Here is a 20,288-nt window from a genome sequence, read left to right as displayed (position 1 = left end):
CGCCGTTACTCCGCAGCCATGGCCGTTGCCGGCGGCATAGTGCGGAAATCGAGGTCGCGGCTGACCAGCCGCTCGACGCTGGCTGAGGCGTCGGCAAGGATCTGCCTGTAGCCGGCTATCGAGCGCGCGAAGAGGTTGTAGATGACGACCGCCGGAATGGCCGCGACAAGACCCATGGCGGTCGCAAGCAGCGCCTCGGCGATGCCGGGCGCCACGACCGCCAGATTGGTGGTCTGCGCCTGCGAGATGCCGATGAAGGCGTTCATGATGCCCCAGACGGTGCCGAACAGGCCCACGAAGGGCGCCGTCGAGCCGATGGTGGCGAGCAGGCCGGTGCCGCGCGACATGCGCCGGGCCGCCGCCGCCTCGATGCGTGAAAGCCGGGAGGCGACGCGCTCCTTCAGGCCGTCACCGGAGGCATGGTCGAGCGCGCCGGCCGAAAGCGCTCTTTCTTCTTCCGCCGCCCGCACCAGAAGCGCGGCCGGCCCGCCGCTGTGGCCAAGTTCCCGGCCGGCCTGCATCAGCGTCGCGGCGTTGCCGATCGCATCGGCGGCGCGGCGGGCTCTCAGCTTGCCGCCTAAGACCTCCAGCGACTTGGCGAGCCAGATCGTCCAGGTGACGAGGGAAGCGAAGGCCAGCCCCACCATCACCGCCTTCACGATGATGTCGGCATTCATGAACATGCCCCAGGGCGAAAGGTCATGCGGCAGTGCCAGCGAGATGGAGCGCTCTTCGCCTGTGGCGTTGTTCGGGGCCGGTTGGATGCCCGGTTCCACCGGCGTGGCGACGGGCGCCTGCGCCGCCGGCATTTGCGGGGCGGGAGCGACGGGTGCTTGTGCTGCCGGAGCCTGCTCGAGGGGAGCCTGCACGGTGGGCGCCGGTTGCTGCGCTGCCGGCTGTTCCTGTGCCTTGGCGAGGCCGGCCGAAAGAATGAGGGACGCGGCCAGCGCCGCGAAAAGACCGTTTCGGGACAAGGCTCGTCCTCGCTTCATCATTGCACATATCCGATCGGGTGGACGGGTGGACTTGCCCGAGCCGTTGTGGCCGACAAGGCCGTAGACGCGCGAACGGTGCAGATCGAGCAAGACCGGACCGAGCAGCGTGCGTCCGCCGACGGCGAAGCGCACGGCGTCGACATGAAAGGCTGTCCAGCTCCGGCCAACATCCGCCTCCAATGGAGCGGCCGCCATCCAAGGCAGGTGCCAGGCGGCCAATGCTGGTTGACTATGAAACATGACTTTGCAAGTCAACTATAAAGGTGACTGCAGTTATCAACAATGCAACGCGTTCCCCAATATCGGTTCGGCACGCTGCAAGGTCTGGACGGCATGGCAGTTGCTGGGCACGATGCGCGCACAACAACCAAGGCAGGCGGCCGATGATCAAGGCGGTACCCTTCGACTTCCCCTATGACGGCAGGCTGGTGCCGCAGCATACGGCGCTGCTGGTGGTCGACCTGCAGGAGGATTTCCTGTCGCCGAACGGCTACTTCGCCAGGAAGGGCTACGATCCATCGCCGCTGAGAGCCATCCTGCCGGCGGTCAACCGGCTGATCGAGGCCGCTCGAACCGCCGGCCTAACCATCATCCACACCAGGCAGGGCTATCGCGCCGACATGGCCGACATGACGCCTTTCGAAAAATGGCGCCGCAAGCGGGCTGGCCTCGACGGCACCGACGTCCTGCTGCGTTCCGGCCCGGGCTTCCAGATCTCCGCCGACATCGACGTGGCGCCGCAGGACATCATCATCGACAAGACCTGCAACAGCGCCTTCACCTACACGGATCTGGAGCTTGTTTTGCGGGCGCGCGGCATCACACATCTCCTGTTCACCGGCTGCACGACGGATGTCTGCGTGCACACCACATTGCGCGAGGCCTGCGACCGCAACTTCCAGTGCCTGACGATTGCGGACGCCTGCGCCAGCGGCGACCAGTATGCGCACGAAGCAGCGCTGCATATGGTGACGGTCGAAGACGGGATTTTCGGCACCCTGGCGGACTCGGAGGCCGTCATTGCCGCGCTGCGGCAGCTAGCGGGCGCAATGCGCTGAGGATTTCGTGGTTCCATCGAAATTTTTTTCACCCGCACCGTTCCGTTTTCGATTCCGGCTTCGTCTTGAGGGTCGTAACAGGTGCGGGAGCCGCGACGGCCTCCGCCATCAGGACAAACGGAGCCAAGCCATGTCGACCACAGTGACCCTGATCAACGTCTTCACCGCCAAGCCGGGCAAGCAGCAGGAACTCGCCAAGACGCTTGCCGAGGGCACGAGGGCCTTCTTCAGCAAGCAGCCGGGCTCGCTGTCGTCGTCGGTGGTCGTCGGCGACGACGGCAGCAAGGTCGCCAATATCTCGCAATGGCGTTCGGCGCAGGACATCGCCGCCTTCCGCGGCGATCCCCGCTTCGCCGATTACATGAAGAGCATCGTCGAGCTGGCCGCCGGCGAGAGCATGATGGGTCACACGATCTATTCCCATACGGGCGGGATCGAAGACTAGGAGGACGCGTGACCGGTTTGCAGGATCAGTCCGTTGCGGCGACCGAAACCAGGCTTCGCGCCTTCGAGCGCGAGGCCGCCGGCCTGAGGGCCAAGCTGCACCGCTACGCTTCGCGCATGGTCGGATCCGTCATCGATGGCGAAGACATCGTCCAGGAGGCTTTGGCCAAAGGCTTCGTGGCGATCAGGAATGGCGACATGCCCGACAAGACCGAACCCTGGCTGTTTCGCATCGCGCACAACGCGGCGCTCGATTTCCTGCGCAAGCGGACCCGCTTGCGAGGGCGCGAAAGCGAGGTCGAGCTCGACATGATCGCCGACGAGAATTCGGCGCTGGATGCGCGCATGGCCGCCGAGGCGAGCCTGGCCGAGCTGATGCAACTGCCGCCGGCGCAAAGATGCACGGTCGTGCTGAAGGATGTGCTGGGACACAGCCTGGAGGAGATCGGCGAAATCCTCGAAACCTCCGACACGGCGATCAAGGGCGCGCTGCAGCGGGGCCGCGAGAGCCTGCGCAAGCTGGCGGCCGCGCCGCGCATGGCGTCGCCCCGCCCGGCGCTCGACCGGCAGGACATGCGCCGTCTCGGTGACTATGTGGCCGCCTTCAACGCCAGGGACTTCGATGCCTTGCGCGGCCTGCTGGCCGAGGACGTGAAGCTGGAGCTGGTCAACCGCCTGCGCGCCGACGGCAAGGAATATGTCGGCAACTATTTCGGCCGCTATGCCGACGAAACGCATTGGCATTTCACGGCCGGACTTGTCGAAGGCCGGCCCGCCATCCTGGTCACCAGTCCGGAGCGTCCGGGCGGGCCGCCGCGCTACTTCATTCTCATCGATTGGGAGAACGGCCGGATCGCCGGCATCCGCGATTTCCTGTTCGCGGATTACGTCATGGACGGCCTGGATTACTCATCCCAGCCGTAGGAAGGCCGGCGTTAGCGAAGGTGGATCTCAAGGAAGGTCTGGGACGCAAGGATCCCCGGTTGCGGAACCTCCACCTCGCGCCGCGCCAGCGAATTCGCGACCAGCGTGATCGTCTCGCGCCCGATACGGGCGATGTCGCTTGGGCGGTCGATGCCACCGATCATGAATTCCTCGATGCCAAGCGCCGCGTAGGGCAGCAGTGCCAGGGCAATCCGCGCCGGCGGCCCGGCAAGCTCGATCGCCTTGTGATCCGGAGTGCCCGTCCGGCCGTCCGGGTGAATGCGGACAGGCAGCGCGAAGCGCAATCTGCCGGCGCGGCCATGTTCCGCCGCGGCGCCGCGCACGCGCTGCATCAGTTGCGCGACCTCATCCGGGGAGCCGGCGGCCAGCTCGAAGACATCGGCATGCTTTCCGACGACCTTCAAGGCCATGCCGGACTGTCCGCCGAGACGGATGGCGAGGTCGGCGCCATGCGGGCCCTTGCGCGGCACGAAGCCGCCGCGGACGCTGTAGAAGGCGCCTTCATGGTCGAAGGCCTGTCGTTCGACCACAGGCGCTTCAACAGCACCAGATATTCGTCGATGCGCTGCCACACCACGCTGTGGCCAACGGGCCGGGCCTCGGCGTCGCTGTCCTCCAGCGGTTCGCTCAGCATGCGAAGCGACAGGCGGCCGCCGCTTTTGCGGTCGAGCGCCGCGAGCTGCCTTGCCGCCACCGTCGGTTCGATAACGCCGGCAGTGCGTTAGCACCACCTCCAGCGAGCCGGTGCGGTCGAGCGTCTGCGCGGCGATGTCCATATTGGTAAGTAGGCCTGCGGGGTCATCCACCACCAGCTTGCGAAAACCGGAATCCTCGATCAGCGACAATTTGGTCGCCGTCTCGGCGAAATCGTAGAAGAAGCTGCCATTGGCAGGCTTGCCTGGAACATGCGTGAACTCGATCGGCATTGCCATCTCCTCCATCACGTTGGCTTGCCCCGCTTCAAAGCCTTCTAATCAGACCTGAGACGCAGACGCGCGACGACGCCCTGGCGCCCGGCCAGTTTTCCACTCCGATTATTCGACTCAGATTGTTTGACGGCGGGTCTCGGCCGCCTTGGATCAGGGGATCAGCCCCAGGATCACCGCGCCGGTGAACACGAACGCAAGCGCGAAGACGAGATAGGCGAAGGTGCCGCCATAGGCGGGCCTCCAGCTCTGATCGGCAGTCAGCCTTTGCCCCTTGCGGGCGGCCTGGGCGTTCTGGCTATAGGACATATCGACCTCCGTCACGGCCATTAATCTATAAAGTTAGTAGACTTTGTCGATTGTTATTTTCGGGCGATTCCTGGAATGAATTTTTTTAAAGAGGACGGATCGTGGTTTTTCATACTCGCAGCGCAGGCGATGTAGCCGATATCGGGACATAGGCAATCTGGCCGAACGGGTTGAAAATCGGCCGTTTTCGCGGCGTTCATAGGCGCAATATCCAGTCGCTCGAAGGTCTTGGCCGCCTCGCGCATGACGGATAGCATCGCTTGGGCCGATATGGGCGGCACTGAAGGAGCAATAAGAATGGGTGGAAGGCTGGCGGGCAAGGTCGCTATCATCTCGGGCGGTGCGACGGGCATGGGCGGGGCGGCTTCGGAATTGTTTGCCGCCGAAGGCGCAAAGGTGGCAATCATCGACCGCAACGGCGAGGCGGCCGGCAAGACCGCCGCGGCGATCCGGGCGCGGGGCCATGTCGCGGAGCATTTCGTCGCCGACGTTTCGGACGAAGCACAGGTCGAAGCGGCGGTGAAGGCGGCGACGGCGAAGCTCGGCCCGGTCACGGTGCTGTTCAACCACGCCGGCACCATCGTCATCAAGCCATTCCTGGAAACAAGCCTGCAGGAATGGGACTGGCTGCATGCCGTCAACGTGCGCTCGATGTTCCTGATGACGCGCGCGGTGCTGCCGGGCATGATCGCCGCCGGCGGCGGCTCGATCGTCTGCACATCGTCGATCTCGGCCGTGGCGGCGACGCCGAACGAAGTGCTCTACGACACCACCAAGGGCGCCTGCCACATGTTTGCCCGCGCCATCGCGGTGGAATTCCGCGACCGCAACATCCGCTGCAACGCCGTCTGTCCCGGCTTCATCCGCACGCCGCATGGCTTGCGCGAGGTGGCTGATCTCGGCAAGCTCGGCGTCGACGTCTCGGACGCGGCGATGGCCGCGCAGCAGGGCCGCATCGGCGAGCCGGAGGAAGTGGCGAAGGCCGCGCTGTTTTTGGCCAGCGACGAATCGAGCTTCGTCAACGGCGCGCATCTGTTCGTGGACAACGCGTTCACGGCGATTTGAGGCCAGCTTGGCGCCTTCCTCTCCCCCGTCGATCGGGGGAGAGGTGTCGAGCGTAGCTCGACAGAGTGGTGGTCGACCCTTGGCGCGGTGCCGAAATACTCTTGCGCCTGGGCCCCATTTCAATATTCGTTGGCGACGGTTGCAAGGTGGTTCCCCCACTCCGTCGCTGCTTCGCAGCGCCACCTCTCCCCCGTCCGGAGGGAGAGGAAAGGACGCCTGCTCGTCTACCGCTCTTCCCTCCGAAACGGCTTCAGCAGCGCCGATGGCGCCACGGCGTTGCGCGACATGACGGCCATGGCGACGATGGTGAAGATGAAAGGCAGCATCAGGAACGCTTCGTAGGGGACGTGGCCGAGGCCGCTCGCTTGCATCCTGAGCTGCAGCGCGTCGACGAAGGCGAAGAGCAGCGCGGCGCCCGCCGAGCGCCAGGGATCCCAGCGGCCGAACACCACCAGCGCGATCGCCACCCAGCCACGGCCGGAGACGACGCCGAAGGTGAAGGCGTTGAACTGCGCCATGGTGAGGAAGGCGCCGGCAAGGCCCATCAGCGCGCCGCCGAGGATCACCGCCTGAAAGCGCGTGGCGATCACGCTGACGCCGGCCGAGTCCGCCGCGCGAGGGTTCTCGCCGACCATGCGCACGGAAAGCCCCCATGGCGTGCGGTAGAGCACGAAGGCAGCGAGCGGGACGGCGATGATGGCGAGATAAACGAGCGTGAACTGGTTGAACACCGCCGGGCCTAGAACCGGAATGTCCGAGAGCAGCGGGATAGCCACCGGCTTGAAGCCGGTAATGCTCGGCGGCACCGATTGCTGGCCGAAGATCAGCCGATAGAGGAAATAGGCAAGGCCGGATGAGAACAATGTCACGCCGATGCCGCAGACATGCTGGCTGAGGCCCAGGGCCACCGTGAACAGCGCATGCAGCGCCCCCATCAGCATGCCGGTCAACACCGCGACAAGCACGCCCAGCCACAGGCTGCCGCTCAGGCTGGCAGCTGTGAAGCCCGCCATCGCCGAGAGCAGCATGATGCCCTCGATGCCGAGATTGAGCACGCCTGCGCGCTCGGAAAACATTTCGCCCAGCGTGGCGAAGGCGAGCGGCGTGGCGATGCGGATGATGGCGGCGAGGAAGCCGACCTGAAAAATCTGCTCGAACACCGCGCTCATGTTTGCGCTCCCACGCGGCGGATGCGGTAGGCGGTGAAGAGCAGCGCCACCAGCATGGCAAGCAGCGCCGTGCCCTGGATGACCTCGCTGAGGAAGGCCGGCACGCCGGTTGCGCGCGACATCGCCTCGGCGCCGGTCATGACAGCGGCAAGGAAGATCGCCGCCGGCACCACGCCGAGCGGGTTGAGCCGGGCGAGCATCGCAACGACGATACCCGAATAGCCATAGCCCGGCGAAATGTCGCTCATCACCTGGAAGTGCACGCCGCCGACCTCGCCGACGCCGGCGAGCCCGGCCAGCGCGCCGGAGAGCAAAGCTGTCGACAGCAGCACGCGCTGCACGTTGATGCCGGCATAGCGGGCGGCTTCCGGATTCTCGCCGGTGACGCGGATGCGGAAGCCGAGCGTGGTGCGCGTGATCAGGAACCAGCACAGCGGTGCCGCGATCAACGCCACGATGACGCCGAGATGCAGCCGCGTGCCTTCGATCAGCACCGGGAAATTGGCCGCGTCCTCGATCGGCGGCGAGATCGGGTAGCCGCTGAACGTATCCTTCCACGGTCCCTCGATCAGCGCCATCAGCGCGTAATAGATGACCGAGTTGAGCAGCAGCGAGCTCACCACGTCGTCGACCTTGAATTTTACGCGCAAAGTGGCGGGGACCAGCGCGACGAGCGCGCCGGCGGCGGCGCCCGCCAGCGCCATCAACAGCATGGCGAGATAGCCGGGCATCGGGATGGCGCCGACGAAGCAGCTTGCCACCGCGCCGGCGAGCAATTGGCCCTCGGCGCCGATGTTCCAGAATTTGGCGCGGAAGGCGATGGCCACGGCAAGGCCGGTGAAGATCATGGGTGCGGCGCGCACCAGGGTTTCCGTGATGGCGTAGCTGTCGCCGAGCGATGCGGACAGCATCACGCCATAGGCTTCGACCACGCCGGCGCCGGCGATGGCGATCAGGCCGCTGCACAGGATGAGCGTCGCGGCGATGGCCAACAGCGGCAGCGCGAGATTGAACCAGGCGGGTGTCGAGGTGCGGGCTTCGAGGCGAAACATCAGGCCGCCTCCTCGGTGCGCCCGGCGCCGGTCATCATCAGGCCGAGCCTCGCGACGGTGGCGTCCGCGCTGGGAAGCGTGCCGGCGATGCGGCCCTCATACATCACGGCGATGCGATCCGAGAGCATCAGCAATTCCTCGAGGTCCTCGCCGATGACGATGATGCCGCAGCCCTTGGCGCGCATGGCCAGGAACTTCTCGTGGATGAAGCGGGCGGCGCCGATATCGAGCCCGCGCGTCGGCTGCGAGACGATCAGCACTCTCGGGTCGAAGGCGAGCTCGCGGGCCAGCAGCGCCTTCTGCAGATTGCCGCCGGACAGCGCGCCGGCGCGCACCATCGGGCCGGGGCAGCGAATATCGTAGGCCTTGATCTGCGCTTCGGCGAAGGCACGGATCGCGGCCGGATCGAGCAGCCCCCTGCGGCTGAAGGCCTCGGTGCCGATACGCGGCAGCACCATGGAGTCGGCCAAAGGCAGATTGGTGACGAGGCCGGTCGTCATCCGGTCTTCCGGTATGCGGCCGAGGCCGAGCGCCTGCAGCTCGCGCGGCGAAAACTGCGCAACCGTTTTGCCGGCTATCGTCATCGCTCCGGCCTTGGGCGCCAGCATGCCGGAAATGACATCGGCGAGCGCCCGCTGGCCGTTGCCGGAGACGCCGGCGATGCCCAGGATCTCGCCCGCGCGGACGAAAAGCGAGACGTCGCGCAGCGGCGTGCCGGCATGGCCGGAGGTGGAAATGCCGTCGAGCGTCAGCGCGGCGGCGCCGGGCGTCGAAGCCTCCTTGACCGGCGGCACGATTTCGTGGCCGCACATCAGCTTCGCCATTTCTGCCGATGTGGTGCTTGCCGGATGGTCGACGCGGCCGGCGACCTTGCCGTGGCGCAGCACCACGCAGCGATGGGTGAGGGCGCGAACTTCATTCAGCTTATGCGAGATGAAGATGATGCCGAGCCCTTGCGCCGCCATCGAGCGCAGGGCGGCGAACAGGCCATCGACCTCAGAAGGCGCCAGCACCGCCGTCGGTTCGTCGAGGATCAAAAGCCTGGCGCCGCGAAACAGTGCCTTGATGATCTCCAGCCGCTGCTGCTCGCCGACCGACAGCGCCGAGACAGGTAGGTTCGGATCGAGGCTCAAGCCATGCTGGCGGCCGATCTCCTGTAGCCGCGCCAGTCCGCCGCCACGGTCGATGCGGCCGGACTTGCCGGGAATGCCGATCAGGAGGTTTTCCAGCACCGTCAGCCGCGGCGCGAGGTGGAAATGCTGGTGCACCATGCCGATGCCGGCGGCGAGCGCATCGGCCGAATTGTGGATGGCGACGGGCCTGCCTTCGACAAGGATCTCGCCGGCGTCCGGCGCATAGGCGCCGAACAGCACGTTCATCAGCGTCGTCTTGCCGGCGCCGTTCTCGCCAAGCAGGCCGAGGATCTCGCCCGGCGCCACGCTGAGGTCGACGGCCTCGTTCGCCTTGACGGCGCCGAAGCTCTTGGTGATGCCGCGCATTTCGATGAGTGGGGCGGACAAGGGTGCTCCTGGATTTGCGATCCGGCCAACCATGGAGGGCAGCGCTGCACCCCCTCTCTGACCTGCCGGCCATCTTCCCCTCACGGGGGAGATCAGATGTCACGGCGGCCTTCGCCAACTTTCAATGCTGAAAGATCGAGCGCCGTCGACGGAACTGCCAATCTCCCCCCTCGAGGGGGAGATGTCCGGCAGGACAGAGAGGGGGGCCTAGCGCCGCCCCTCAACCAGGCGTCAATCCGAAACCGGCGTGTTCTCGTCGACGTCGACGCGGAAATTGCCTTCGAGGATCTCGGCCTTCTTCTTCTCGACCAGGTCCTTGACGTCGGCTGGCAGCGTCTTGTCGAACTTGTGGAAGGGCGCCAGATACGAGCCGCCCTTGGCCATGCGCGAGAAATCGCCATAGTCCTGCGCGGTGAAGACGCCGGCTTTGACCAGCTTGATCGCCTGCTCGACTGTCGGGTACATATCCCAGACCGGGCCGGTGATGACCGTATCGGGCCCGAGGCTCGACTGGTCGGACATGTTGGAGATGGCGAAAATCTTCTTCTCGACCGCCGCCTCGATGACGCCGAAGCGCTCGGCGTAGATGACGTCGACGCCGGCATCGATCTGCGCCACGGCCGCTTCCTTGGCCTTGGGCGGATCGAAGAACGAGCCGATGAAGGCGACCTTCTTCTTGACGTTCGGATTGACCTCCTTGGCGCCGGCGAAGAAGGCGTTGACCAGCCGGTTCACTTCCGGAATGCCCATCGCCGCGACGGCGCCGACCGTGCCCGACTTCGACATCTTTCCGGCGATCATGCCGGAGAGATAGGCGGGTTCGTGGATCCAGTTGTCGAAGACGCCGAAATTGGGTTCGGCGGGCCCAGCGCCCGAGCCGAACAGCCACGCCGTCTTCGGGAATTGTTTTGCCGTGCGGCGCGATTCACGCTCGGCGGCGAAAGCGTCGCCCAGCACCAGCTGATAGCCGCCCTGCGCATATTCGCGCATCACGCGGCTGAAGTCGGCGGTCTGCACCTTTTCCGACCATTTGTATTCGATGCCCAGTTCCTTCTCGGCCTTCTGCAGGGCGACATGGATCTGATTATCCCACGGCTCCTCGATCGGCGTGGCGAAGATCGCCGCCACCTTCAGCTTCTTGTCCTTGGCGAAGGCCGCGCCGGGCAGCACGGTCGCCGCGAGGCCGAGCGCGCCGAGTTCCAGCACGTTGCGCCGCGACAGGCCGGCGCGTTGCGTCTTGCTACGTTCGTTTTCCATTGAAGTGCCCCTCTGTTCGACAGCCGTGTCGAGCCGGCCGTTCAAAAAAATGTCAGACGAGAGACTATGGAACGGTGGTTGAGATTTGTCCACATGGTCAAATTTGGCATGTCGCCCCCGCGTTCGTCATCCACGGGCGAAGCAAGGAGCGTAGCGACGCAGCGCCGACCCGAGGATCCATGCCGGAACGTTCGAGAGCCGCGACGGTGCAGAACAATCGACGGCTGTGCCACCGCCTGTTCTGGACCGTCGCATTCTTTGTCTGATGGAACGGCATGGATTCCAGGGTCTACGCTTCGCTTCGCCCTGGAATGACGAAGTTATGGGGCGTCGCCCGCACCTTCCCAAGCCCCCGTCTCGGCAAACTTTCTCAGCACCGGCGCCGGCTCGAAGATCGCCCTGCCGGTCCGCCCATGCCAATGCTCCAACCGCTCGACGATCTTCGCCGCGCCTTCAAGTCCGGCCCAGAACATCGGTCCGCCCTTGCCGATCGGGAAGCCGTAGCCGTTGACCCAGACGACATCGATATCGGACGCCCGCGCGGCGATGCCTTCCTCGAGGATCTTCGCGCCTTCGTTGACCAGCGGGTAAAGCGTGCGCTCGATGATCTCGTCGGCGCCGATCTGGCGCCGCGCTATGCTCAGTTCTTCCGCCTTGGCGCGGATCAACGCCTCGACCTCCGGATCGGCAACCGGCTCCCGCGCGCCGCTCTTATAGCGGTACCAGCCACGCCCGGTCTTCTGGCCGAAATGGCTCTGCTCGCACAGCGTATCGGCGATCACCGCCGTCTGGCCGCGCGCCTTGCGGTTGCGCCAGCCGATGTCGAGGCCGGCGAGGTCGCCCATCTGGAACGGCCCCATCGGCCAGCCGAAATCGGTGAACGCCTTGTCGACCTGAGCGGGCGTTGCACCTTCGAGCAACAGCGCTTCGTTCTCCGCGCCGCGCGCGGCCAGCATGCGGTTGCCGACAAAACCATGGCAGACGCCGACGACCACCGCCACCTTGCCGATGCGCCGGGCGAGATCGGTGACCGTCGCCAGCACGTCGGGCGTGGTCTTTTCGGCCCGCACGATCTCCAGGAGCTTCATGACGTTTGCCGGCGAAAAGAAATGCATGCCGAGCATGTCCCCTGGACGCGAGGTCGAGGCGGCGATTTCGTTCACGTCGAGATAGGAGGTGTTGGTGGCGAGGATGGCGCCGGGCCTGGCGATGGCGTCAAGCCTGCCGAACACCTCCTTCTTCACCGCCATATCCTCGAACACGGCCTCGATGATCAGATCGCAATGGGAAAGGTCGGCATAGTCGGTGCTGCCCTTGAACAGTCCGAGTCGCTTCTGCTTGGCCTCGTCCGTCAACGAGCCGCGGCTGACCGAAACGGCATAGTTCTTGTCGATCGTCGCCAGCCCGCGCCGCAGCGCTTCCTCGCTGGTCTCGACCAAAGTCACCGGAAGACCGCCATTGGCGAAAGCCATGGCAATTCCGCCGCCCATGGTGCCGGCGCCGATAATGCCGACGCGTTCGATCCGGCGCTTCCGCAGATCCTTGCCGGGAATCTTGGCCGCCTCGCGCTCGGCGAAGAACAGATGCCGCTGCGCCCGCGACTGGTCGCCGGAAACGAGTTTCAGGAATAGTTGCCGCTCGGCCGCAAGCGCCTCGTCGAACGGCAAGGTGATCGCGTTGCGCACGGCTTCGGCGCAGGCAAGCGGCGCTTCAAGCCCGCGGGCCTTCCTGGCCAGTTCCGCCCTCTGGGCGTCGAAGGCGGCGAGATCGGTCCCGGCAAGGCGGTCGTTGCGGTCGCGCACCGGTGTGAACGGGCCGCCCCACTCGACCATTTCGCCGGCGAAACGAATGGCCTGAACAATCAGATCGCCATCGAAAGCCGCATCCACCAATCCGGTGGCCTTGGCTTCGTCGGCCGAAACCGGCGTTCCGGAAACGATCATGCCAAGCGCTTTCACAGCACCCACAAGTCGTGGGAGTCGTACGGTGCCGCCGCCGCCCGGCAAAAGGCCGAGCTTCACTTCGGGCAGGCCGAGCTTGGCGCCCTTGTCGGCGACGCGGAAATGGCAGCCCAATGCCAGTTCCAGCCCGCCGCCGAGCGCGGTGCCGTGGATCGCAGCGACCGTCGGCTTGGCGATGGTTTCAAGCAAGGCGATGATGGCGCGTAGTTCCGGCTGCTGGACCGGCTTGCCGAATTCGGTGATGTCGGCGCCGGCGACAAAGGTGCGCCCGGCGCAGGCGATGACGATCGCGCTTGCGGCGGGATCGTCGCGCAAAGCGGCGAGTGCCTCGTGGAGCGGCTTGCGGACGTGAAAGCTCAGCGCATTGACCGGCGGGTTGTCGATGGTGACCACCGCCACGCCGTTTTCGTTCGCGACGCTGACAAAACTGGACAAGCGGAACCTCCCGAGGCCGGCTGCAATCGCGCAAGGGTTTACTAGGCAGCGACCCGAATGGAAACCCGATGCAGCGCTGGCCTAACGCTTGACCGTTTAACGTCGACTTGCTGCCTCGGCGGCCAGATTCTCTGAAAATTCCGCCTCGGCGCCGCGGCCGCCGCGCCAGGAGGCGATGGCGGCGACCAGATAGAGGATCGCCGAGAAGGTGAAGGCGAAGACCAGCCCGTGCTTGAACGGCCCCGACATCAGCTCGGGGAAGAACTGGTTGCCGGTCAGTGTCGCGGCGTTGGCCGGCGGCAAAGCGTGAAGCACGTCGGCCGGGATCAGTTCGCCCATTGGGTTGTAGCCGAGGAAGGCGGCGAACAGGCTGGCGACCGGCGGCATGTTGGCGACCTGGTGCGCGATCGCCTCCGGCACATGTTGCGCCAGAAGTCCCGCCTCCATCGTCGCCGGCAGCCTGGCGGCGAGGCCGGCCAGCATCAGGCTGAAGAACAGGCCGATCGACAGCACCTGCCCGGCATTGGTGGTGGTGGCGCGCATGCCCGATGCCTGGCCGCGCTCGCGCGCCGGCACGGAATTCATGATCTGCGTCGAGTTCGGCGCCACGAAAAGGCCGGAGCCGAGGCCGTTGAGGAAGAGCAGGCCGGCAAAGGCGGTGTAGGAGAAGTCGGCCGGCAGCAGCATCAGCGCGACGAAGCTGGCCGCGCCCGCGACCATGCCGCCAACGGCGAAAGGCACGCCGCCGATGCGGTCGGAGAAATAGCCCGAGATCGGCCCGGCGATCAGGAAGCCGATTGTGAGCGGCAGCATGAAAATCGCCGACCAGAGCGGGGTCTGCTCGAAGGAATAGCCGTGCAGCGGCAGCCAGATGCCTTGCAGCCAGACGATCAGCATGAATTGCAGGCCGCCGCGCGCGATGCCCGACGCAAGATTGGCGACGTTGCCATAGGCGAAGCCCGGAATACGGAACAGCGACAGGTCGAGCATCGGCTTGGCGACACGACTCTCGATGATGACGAAAGCGATCAGCGAAGCGATGCCGACGGCAAAGAGCGTCAGCACTTTCGGGCTGGTCCAGGCCATCACCTGGTCGCCATAGGGCTGCAGGCCATAGGTGATGGCGGTGAGGATCATGACCAGGCCGAGGCCGAAGCTGATATTGCCGAGCCAATCGATTGTGTGGCTGGAGCGGTTCGGCGCGTCGTGCAGCTTGAGATAGGCCCAGATAGTGCCGACGAGCCCGAACGGCACGTTGATCCAGAACACCAGCCGCCAGTCGGTGTCGGCGAGCAGTCCGCCGATCAAAAGGCCGATGAACTGGCCGCCGATCGCCGCCACGACATTGATGCCGAGCGCGAAGCCGCGTTCGTTCTCGGGGAAGGCGTCGGTGAGCAGCGCCGTGGAATTGGCCATGATCAGCGCGCCGCCGATGCCCTGGATGATGCGCACGCCGATCAGATACATGGCGGCGAAATCGCCTTGTCCCGGCAGAAGGCTGAGCGCGATGGAGGCGGCGGTGAAAATGGCGAAGCCCAGATTGTACATCTTCGCCCGGCCGAACTGATCGCCCAGCCGGCCGAAGGCGACGACCAGCACGGCGGTGGCGATCATGTAGCCGATGATCGCCCAGAGCAGGTAATTGATGTTGCCGGGGTCGAGCGCCTTGAGGCCGATGCCGCGAAACACCGCCGGCAGGCTTATCAAAAGGATCGAGCCATTGATGGCTGCGGCCAGCATGCCGAGCGTGGTGTTGCTCAGAACCATCCATTTGTGGCTCTGTGTGCGGTCCTGTCTTGCGATGGTCATGGCGTTCAGATCCGGCGCTGCTGGCGCGTCGAGGGCCGGCAGGCTATATATGAGGATACTCTCAGGTTTGGAATATGAGGATGGCCTCGGAAAAATCAAGCGTAACTGTGCCGCAGCCGCGCGCCCCACAGCAAAAAAGAGGCCGCGACCGCGTCGCCGCGCTGATGGCGGCGGCCTCGGAGCTGTTCGTCGAGAAGGGTTTCGACGCGACGACCATGACCGAGATCGCCGCCAAGGCGGGCGCCGCCATCGGCACGCTCTATCTTTTCTTCCCGACCAAGCAGGCGGTGGCGCAGGCGATCCTGGCCCAGAATGCCGAGGCGCTTTCGGCCGAACTCGACGACCTGCGCGACCGGACGCAGGGGATGAGCGCGGCGGCGATCGCCGACCGGCTGTTCGCGCGGCTCGGTACCTTCATGGCCGGGTATCCGGCCTATTCGGCGCTGCTCGACCTGCCGGGCGACGACGGCTGGCGGCGCGCCATGCGAGGGCACCGTCGCAGCCAGATCGCGACGCTGTTCGCCGCGGCCGATCCGCCGCTGCCGGCAGGACAGGCCGAAAGGCTGGCGGTGATCGTGCCGCAGCTGATGCGCATTCCGCTGACGCTGATCGGCGAGAAGCGGCTGCGCGACGGCGTGCTGGAGGAATTGCGGCTGATGCTAAGCCGGCATCTGGAGGCCGGGGAAGGCTGACCAAGCCCTCAGCCCGAGCTGGGGTCAGTTGTCCACCCGGCCGAACGCGGGCACGTCGCCGATCACTTCGCGCTTGTCCTTGCGGCAGGCGAAGGTCTTCGCCTTTTCGTCGGCGAGCTTGCGCGCCTGGTCGTTGGCCTGCGGGTTGCCGGTGGCCAAAACCAGGCCGACGGTGCAGCCCTGATGCTCTTCCGGTTGCGCCACCTTGGCGACGACCAGCACGTCGGTCGATTTCTTCTCGTCCTGTGGGTCGCTGATCGAGCGGCGGTGGATGGCGGCGAAGGGAATGGCGACATCGCCATTGGTTTCGATGCGCCACTCGACCTTCGGGCCCGAGCCGTTGAAGGCGGTGAAGCTCTCCCAGACCGCGGTCATGTCGTCGGATGGAAAGCCGTAATAGAGAGACTCTCGCGCGTCGTCGTAGCCGATCAGCACCGGATAGCCGCGATAGCCCGCGCAGACGAGGCTCGCCCAATCGCCGTCGCCTTCCGCGGCCTGCGCATAGGTCACGCAGTCCTTCTTCCAGTCGAGATCGGTGTAGGCGCTGGAGATTTCGCCGGCCTGGACCGTTTGGCAGAAACCGGCGAGGGCAAGCGGGATCAGAAGAGCACGCATGGCTGACAACTCCGTTCGAGTTGCCGAAAGCGTAGCTTCAATTGCTATTTCTTCAAGCTGGCTTCGATCAGGAGGTCGGCGTTGCGGGCGACGGCCGCCGCCGGTCCGCCCAGGCCAAACAGCTGGCCGCTGATATAGGCGCCCTCGATGAGGAGCAGCAGACCGTCACCCAGCGTATCGGAATCGGGCGCGCCCATCGCGGCCGCCATGGCACGCAGGCGCCGGCGCAGCTCCACTTTGTTGTTCTCGCTCACCACCCGCGCGGGATGCCCGCGCTCGGGATATTCGACCGCCGCGTTGGTCATGCCGCAGCCGCGATAATCCGGCTTTTGGGTGCGTTTGCCGACCCGGGTCAGGAAAGCGATGATCTGCGCGCGCGGCTTGCCTGGATGCGCGTCGACGGCCTCGTCGAAGCGCTCCCAGAACTCAAGGTCGTATTTGCGCAGATAGGAGGCGGCAAGCTCGTCCTTGGACGGGAAGCTGCGGTAGAGGCTCGGCTTGGTGACGCCGGCGCGCTTGACGATCTCGTCGACGCCGATCGCCCGGATGCCCTCGCGATAAAACAGGTCGCGCGCGACGTCCAGGATCTTGTCCGCCGCCCTGGGAGCGGGGGCATCGCTCAACGACGCTTCAATTTTATTGTCCGATGGCATGCAAACAACTCGCTTGACAATGTTACTGACCGGTACGTATGTATGGCTTCATCCCTTTGCAACGTACCGGTCAGTAACATGATAGCCCAGTCCCGCCCGTTTGGCCAGCGCTACGCATTCGTCGTCGTTGCCGTCATCTTCTTCTGCCTTTTGATCGCGGCCGGGCTTCGCTCCGCGCCGTCGGTGATGATGGTGCCGCTGGAAGAAAGCTTCGGCTGGCGCCGTGACGTGACCTCCTGGGCCGCCAGCGTCGGCATCCTGCTCTACGGCCTGACCGGGCCGTTCGCCGCGGCGCTGATGGAGCGCATCGGGCTGCGCCGCACGCTGCTTGGCGCGCTAGTGGTGATGTCGGGATCGACCGCGCTCAGCCTGTTGATGACTGAGCCCTGGCATCTTTTCATCACCTGGGGCGTGTTTTCCGGCATCGGTTCGGGCGCGGTGGCGAGCGTGCTGGGCGCCACCATCGTCAACCGCTGGTTCAAGACCAATCGCGGGCTGATGATGGGGCTGATGTCGGCCTCCAGCGCCACCGGCATGCTTATCTTCCTGCCGGTGATCGCCTCGCTGGCGCAGAGCGGCGGATGGAAGCCGGTGGCGATCACCGTGGCGATCGCGACGGCGGCGCTGATCCCGTTCGTCCTGCTGCTGGTACCCGAGCGCCCCGCTTCGATCGGCCAGGTGCGCTACGGCGCCGATGCCGATGACGTGCCGCCGGTGTCGCCCGCATCGCAGGGCAATTTCCTGGCGCATACGCTGAACACGCTGCGCCGGGCTGCCGGCACCCGGGTGTTCTGGTATCTGTTCGCCACCTTCTTCGTTTGCGGCTTCACCACCAACGGCCTCGTCGGCACGCATCTCATCGCCTTCTGCGGCGACATGGGCATCGGCGAGGTGCAGGCTGCCGGACTGCTGTCGATGATGGGCATCTTCGACCTGATCGGCACGACGCTGTCCGGCTGGCTCACCGACCGCTTCGATCCGCGCAAGCTCCTCGGCGTCTATTACGCGGTGCGCGGGCTGTCGCTGATCTACCTGCCTTATTCCGGCTTCTCGGCGACCAGCCTGGTCATCTTCGCCGTGCTCTACGGGCTCGACTGGATCGCCACCGTGCCGCCGACGCTGAGGCTTGCCAACGAGGCGTTCGGCGATCGCAGCGGACCGATCGTGTTCGGCTGGATCGTCGCCGGCCACCAGGTGGGCGCCGCGGCGGCCGCCGCCTTCGGCGGCACGATGCGCGAGCTGCAGGGCAATTACGAGCTGGCGTTCCTGATTGCCGGGATGACCGGGATCGCGGCGGCCTGCATCTCGCTGCTGATCAACACCGACAGGCCGGCTTTCGAGCCGGAGGCGCAGGCGGCTTGAGGCGTGTCGATATTCGGGTGAGGCCGGCCAGGAAACAGCAGTCTCCTGCGCTTCCGGTGCTCACGTACTTTGAATACGCTCCGCTCCGGTTCTCGGAGACCGCCGTTTTCGGCTCGTCCTGACCCGAATATCGACACGGCTCCCGGCGCAGGTTTCCCGTTCTCCACAAAGGGAGACGGGGAAAGATGAACTGTTATCAAAACTTCATGGTTCCGAAATGCGCCTGAAACATTGAGGCGAGAGCTTGGCGGTCCCGTTCAACGCCATCCGGAGACAGCCATGAACAAGCTTTCGTTGACCCGCCGCGCTTTCGTCACCTCGGCCAGCGCCTTCGGCCTTGTCGGCGCCTCCGGTCTCGCGCTGCCATATTATTCCCGCGCCAGCCAGCGCCCGGCCTTCACGCATGGCGTCCAGTCCGGTGACGTCGACGCCACCTCCGGCATGGTGTGGACCCGCACCGACCGTCCGGCGCGCGTCATGTATGAGGTGTCGACGACCGAAAGCTTCGCCAATGCGACCCGGCTCGCGCCGCTCGACACCTCGCCGGCCAGCGACTACACGGTGAAGCGGCTGCTCACCGACCTCGCCTCGGACCAGGATATCTTCTACCGCATGGTGGCCGCCGATCTCTCCGATATCAACGCTGTCTCCGAGCCGATCGTCGGCCGCTTCCGCACCGCGCCGTCTTCGAAGCGTGATGTGCGCTTCGCCTGGTCGGGCGATACGGCCGGCCAGGGCTGGGGCATCGACGAGACCGGCATGAAGACCTATTCGACCATCGCCAAGCACACGCCGGACTTCTTCCTGCATTCCGGCGATACGATCTATGCCGACGGCGCCTTGAAGGACGAGGTCGACCTGCCCGGCGGCGGCAAGTGGAATAACGTCGTCATGCTCGACGGCAAGCGCAAGGTCGCCGAGACGCTGGACGAGTACCGCGACCAGTGGAAATACAACATGATGGACAAGCATGTGCTTGGCCTGTCGGCCATCTGTCCGACCTTCTACCAGTGGGACGACCACGAGGTGCTCAACAACTGGTCGGATTCGAAGGACCTGACGGCCGACGACCGCTATCACGAAAAGTCGATCCATGTGCTGGCGGCCAGAGCGGCGCGTGCCTTCCACGAGATGACCACCATCCGCTACGAGCCGTCGGAGCCAGGCCGCGTCTACCGCAAGATCTCGCATGGGCCGCTGCTTGACGTGTTCTTCCTCGACATGCGCTCCTATCGCGGCCCGAACGGCCCCGACATGGAAGAAACGCTGACGCCGAAGTCGCGCATGATCGGCGAGGAGCAGTCCAAGTGGCTGAAGCGCGAGCTGGCCAATTCCAGGGCGACCTGGAAGGTCATCGCCGCCGACATGCCGCTCAGCCTCGTCGTCTGGGACGATGCGGCCAAGAAGGTCGGTTTCGAGGCCGTCAGCAATAACGACAATGGCGCGCCGAAGGGCCGCGAGCTCGAATTCGCCGACGTGCTGCGCTTCATCAAGAATGCCGGCATCACCAACACGGTGTGGCTGACCGCGGACGTGCATTACACCGCGGCGCATTACTACAACCCCGACAAGGCGCAGTTCCAGGATTTCAATCCGTTCTGGGAATTCGTCTCCGGCCCGATCCATGCCGGCACCTTCGGCCCCAACGACCTCGACATGACCTTCGGGCCGGAGTTGAAATTCATCAAGGCGCCGACCGCCGAACAGGGCCAGAATCTGCCGCCGTCGGCCGGGCTGCAGTTCTTCGGCCTGGTCGATATTTCGGGCGCGACCGAACAGCTCACCGTGCGGCTGATGGATCGCGACGACAACGAGCTTTACAAGGTGACGCTCGATCCGGTGCGGTCGGCTTGAAGATCAATAAAATCCGAGGCGCCGGCGCGAGGCCCCCCTCTCTGGCCTGCCGGCCATCTCCCCCTCAAGGGCAGGGGAATCGCATATGGCGTTTTTGGGGTTGAGTTTAGGCTGAGAAAGGATTCTTTGGAGAGGCAGTTGAGCGAAGGAGCGACTGCCATTTCCTG

18 protein-coding genes and 1 pseudogene are annotated in these 20,288 nt (G+C 65.2%); 7 read left to right on the top strand and 12 right to left on the bottom strand.

The features are described from left to right. Positions 1 to 5: 5 nt before the first annotated feature. Positions 6 to 974 (bottom strand): tonB-system energizer ExbB, encoded by a 969-nt coding sequence (exbB, locus tag FJ424_RS22650; protein ID WP_140659308.1) that lies wholly within the window; start codon positions 972 to 974, stop codon positions 6 to 8. 404 nt (positions 975 to 1,378) lie between these two features. Here exbB and FJ424_RS22645 point away from each other — a divergent pair, with 404 nt between their 5' ends. The 3 genes from FJ424_RS22645 to FJ424_RS22635 all read left to right on the top strand — a co-directional run bounded on the left by FJ424_RS22645 (position 1,379) and on the right by FJ424_RS22635 (position 3,421). Continuing rightward, positions 1,379 to 2,053 (top strand): isochorismatase family cysteine hydrolase, encoded by a 675-nt coding sequence (locus FJ424_RS22645; protein ID WP_140659292.1) that lies wholly within the window; start codon positions 1,379 to 1,381, stop codon positions 2,051 to 2,053. A gap of 130 nt (positions 2,054 to 2,183) precedes the next feature. Further along, the gene (locus FJ424_RS34125; protein WP_140659293.1) at positions 2,184 to 2,498 is read left to right on the top strand and encodes an antibiotic biosynthesis monooxygenase; all 315 of its coding nucleotides are present in this window, start codon (positions 2,184 to 2,186) and stop codon (positions 2,496 to 2,498) included. A gap of 8 nt (positions 2,499 to 2,506) precedes the next feature. Then, entirely contained in the window at positions 2,507 to 3,421 is a 915-nt protein-coding gene (locus tag FJ424_RS22635) for a sigma-70 family RNA polymerase sigma factor (RefSeq protein WP_348640136.1), read from the top strand. Positions 3,422 to 3,432: 11 nt separating this feature from the next. Here the strand turns inward: FJ424_RS22635 and FJ424_RS22630 are convergent. The 3 genes and pseudogenes from FJ424_RS22630 to FJ424_RS22625 form a co-directional block, all read right to left on the bottom strand. Next, a pseudogene (locus FJ424_RS22630) lies at positions 3,433 to 4,136 on the bottom strand (LLM class flavin-dependent oxidoreductase). 385 nt (positions 4,137 to 4,521) lie between these two features. Next, on the bottom strand, positions 4,522 to 4,677 hold the full coding sequence (locus tag FJ424_RS33675; RefSeq protein WP_181166914.1) for a hypothetical protein: 156 nt from the start codon (positions 4,675 to 4,677) through the stop codon (positions 4,522 to 4,524). Between the two features lie 53 nt (positions 4,678 to 4,730). Further along, positions 4,731 to 4,922, bottom strand: a complete 192-nt coding sequence (locus FJ424_RS22625; protein ID WP_140659295.1) for a hypothetical protein — start codon at positions 4,920 to 4,922, stop codon at positions 4,731 to 4,733. Positions 4,923 to 4,974: 52 nt separating this feature from the next. Between FJ424_RS22625 and FJ424_RS22620 the strand changes: the two genes are divergently transcribed. Continuing rightward, positions 4,975 to 5,742 (top strand): SDR family oxidoreductase, encoded by a 768-nt coding sequence (locus tag FJ424_RS22620; RefSeq protein WP_140659296.1) that lies wholly within the window; start codon positions 4,975 to 4,977, stop codon positions 5,740 to 5,742. 224 nt (positions 5,743 to 5,966) lie between these two features. Here the strand turns inward: FJ424_RS22620 and FJ424_RS22615 are convergent, their stop codons facing one another. The 6 genes from FJ424_RS22615 to FJ424_RS22580 form a co-directional block, all read right to left on the bottom strand. Then, complete coding sequence (locus FJ424_RS22615) at positions 5,967 to 6,911, bottom strand: ABC transporter permease (protein WP_140659297.1); 945 nt, start codon at positions 6,909 to 6,911, stop codon at positions 5,967 to 5,969. Continuing rightward, positions 6,908 to 7,963: an ABC transporter permease gene (locus FJ424_RS22610; RefSeq protein ID WP_140659298.1), complete on the bottom strand. Its 1,056-nt coding sequence runs from the start codon at positions 7,961 to 7,963 to the stop codon at positions 6,908 to 6,910. The genes FJ424_RS22615 and FJ424_RS22610 overlap by 4 nt, the downstream gene beginning before the upstream one ends. After that, a complete protein-coding gene (locus FJ424_RS22605; RefSeq protein WP_140659299.1) occupies positions 7,963 to 9,483 on the bottom strand; it encodes an ABC transporter ATP-binding protein in 1,521 nt (506 codons plus the stop codon). The genes FJ424_RS22610 and FJ424_RS22605 overlap by 1 nt, the downstream gene beginning before the upstream one ends. 231 nt (positions 9,484 to 9,714) lie before the next feature. Then, complete coding sequence (locus FJ424_RS22595) at positions 9,715 to 10,740, bottom strand: BMP family protein (RefSeq protein ID WP_140544243.1); 1,026 nt, start codon at positions 10,738 to 10,740, stop codon at positions 9,715 to 9,717. A gap of 320 nt (positions 10,741 to 11,060) precedes the next feature. Next, positions 11,061 to 13,136 carry a 3-hydroxyacyl-CoA dehydrogenase NAD-binding domain-containing protein gene (locus tag FJ424_RS22585; RefSeq protein WP_140659301.1) on the bottom strand — a complete coding sequence of 692 codons (2,076 nt, stop codon included), beginning with the start codon at positions 13,134 to 13,136 and terminating at the stop codon, positions 11,061 to 11,063. A gap of 96 nt (positions 13,137 to 13,232) precedes the next feature. Then, complete coding sequence (locus FJ424_RS22580) at positions 13,233 to 14,945, bottom strand: MFS transporter (RefSeq protein ID WP_140659302.1); 1,713 nt, start codon at positions 14,943 to 14,945, stop codon at positions 13,233 to 13,235. 80 nt (positions 14,946 to 15,025) lie between these two features. Here FJ424_RS22580 and FJ424_RS22575 point away from each other — a divergent pair, with 80 nt between their 5' ends. Then, positions 15,026 to 15,637: a TetR/AcrR family transcriptional regulator gene (locus FJ424_RS22575; protein WP_181182214.1), complete on the top strand. Its 612-nt coding sequence runs from the start codon at positions 15,026 to 15,028 to the stop codon at positions 15,635 to 15,637. Positions 15,638 to 15,661: 24 nt separating this feature from the next. Here the strand turns inward: FJ424_RS22575 and FJ424_RS22570 are convergent, their stop codons facing one another. Together FJ424_RS22570 and FJ424_RS22565 are read right to left on the bottom strand one after the other, a co-directional pair. Then, positions 15,662 to 16,252: a hypothetical protein gene (locus FJ424_RS22570; RefSeq protein WP_140659304.1), complete on the bottom strand. Its 591-nt coding sequence runs from the start codon at positions 16,250 to 16,252 to the stop codon at positions 15,662 to 15,664. A gap of 44 nt (positions 16,253 to 16,296) precedes the next feature. Next, on the bottom strand, positions 16,297 to 16,905 hold the full coding sequence (locus FJ424_RS22565) for a TetR/AcrR family transcriptional regulator (RefSeq protein WP_140659305.1): 609 nt from the start codon (positions 16,903 to 16,905) through the stop codon (positions 16,297 to 16,299). Between the two features lie 78 nt (positions 16,906 to 16,983). Here FJ424_RS22565 and FJ424_RS22560 point away from each other — a divergent pair, with 78 nt between their 5' ends. Together FJ424_RS22560 and FJ424_RS22555 are read left to right on the top strand one after the other, a co-directional pair. Then, on the top strand, positions 16,984 to 18,267 hold the full coding sequence (locus FJ424_RS22560) for an MFS transporter (RefSeq protein WP_140659306.1): 1,284 nt from the start codon (positions 16,984 to 16,986) through the stop codon (positions 18,265 to 18,267). Positions 18,268 to 18,546: 279 nt separating this feature from the next. Continuing rightward, positions 18,547 to 20,121, top strand: a complete 1,575-nt coding sequence (locus FJ424_RS22555; protein WP_140659307.1) for an alkaline phosphatase — start codon at positions 18,547 to 18,549, stop codon at positions 20,119 to 20,121. Positions 20,122 to 20,288 lie beyond the last annotated feature (167 nt).

The organism is Mesorhizobium sp. B3-1-8 (assembly GCF_006439495.1).
Lineage (GTDB): Bacteria > Pseudomonadota > Alphaproteobacteria > Rhizobiales > Rhizobiaceae > Mesorhizobium.
The sequence above is the reverse complement of the archived record's forward strand: the minus strand, read 5'-3'. Positions and strand labels throughout refer to the sequence as shown.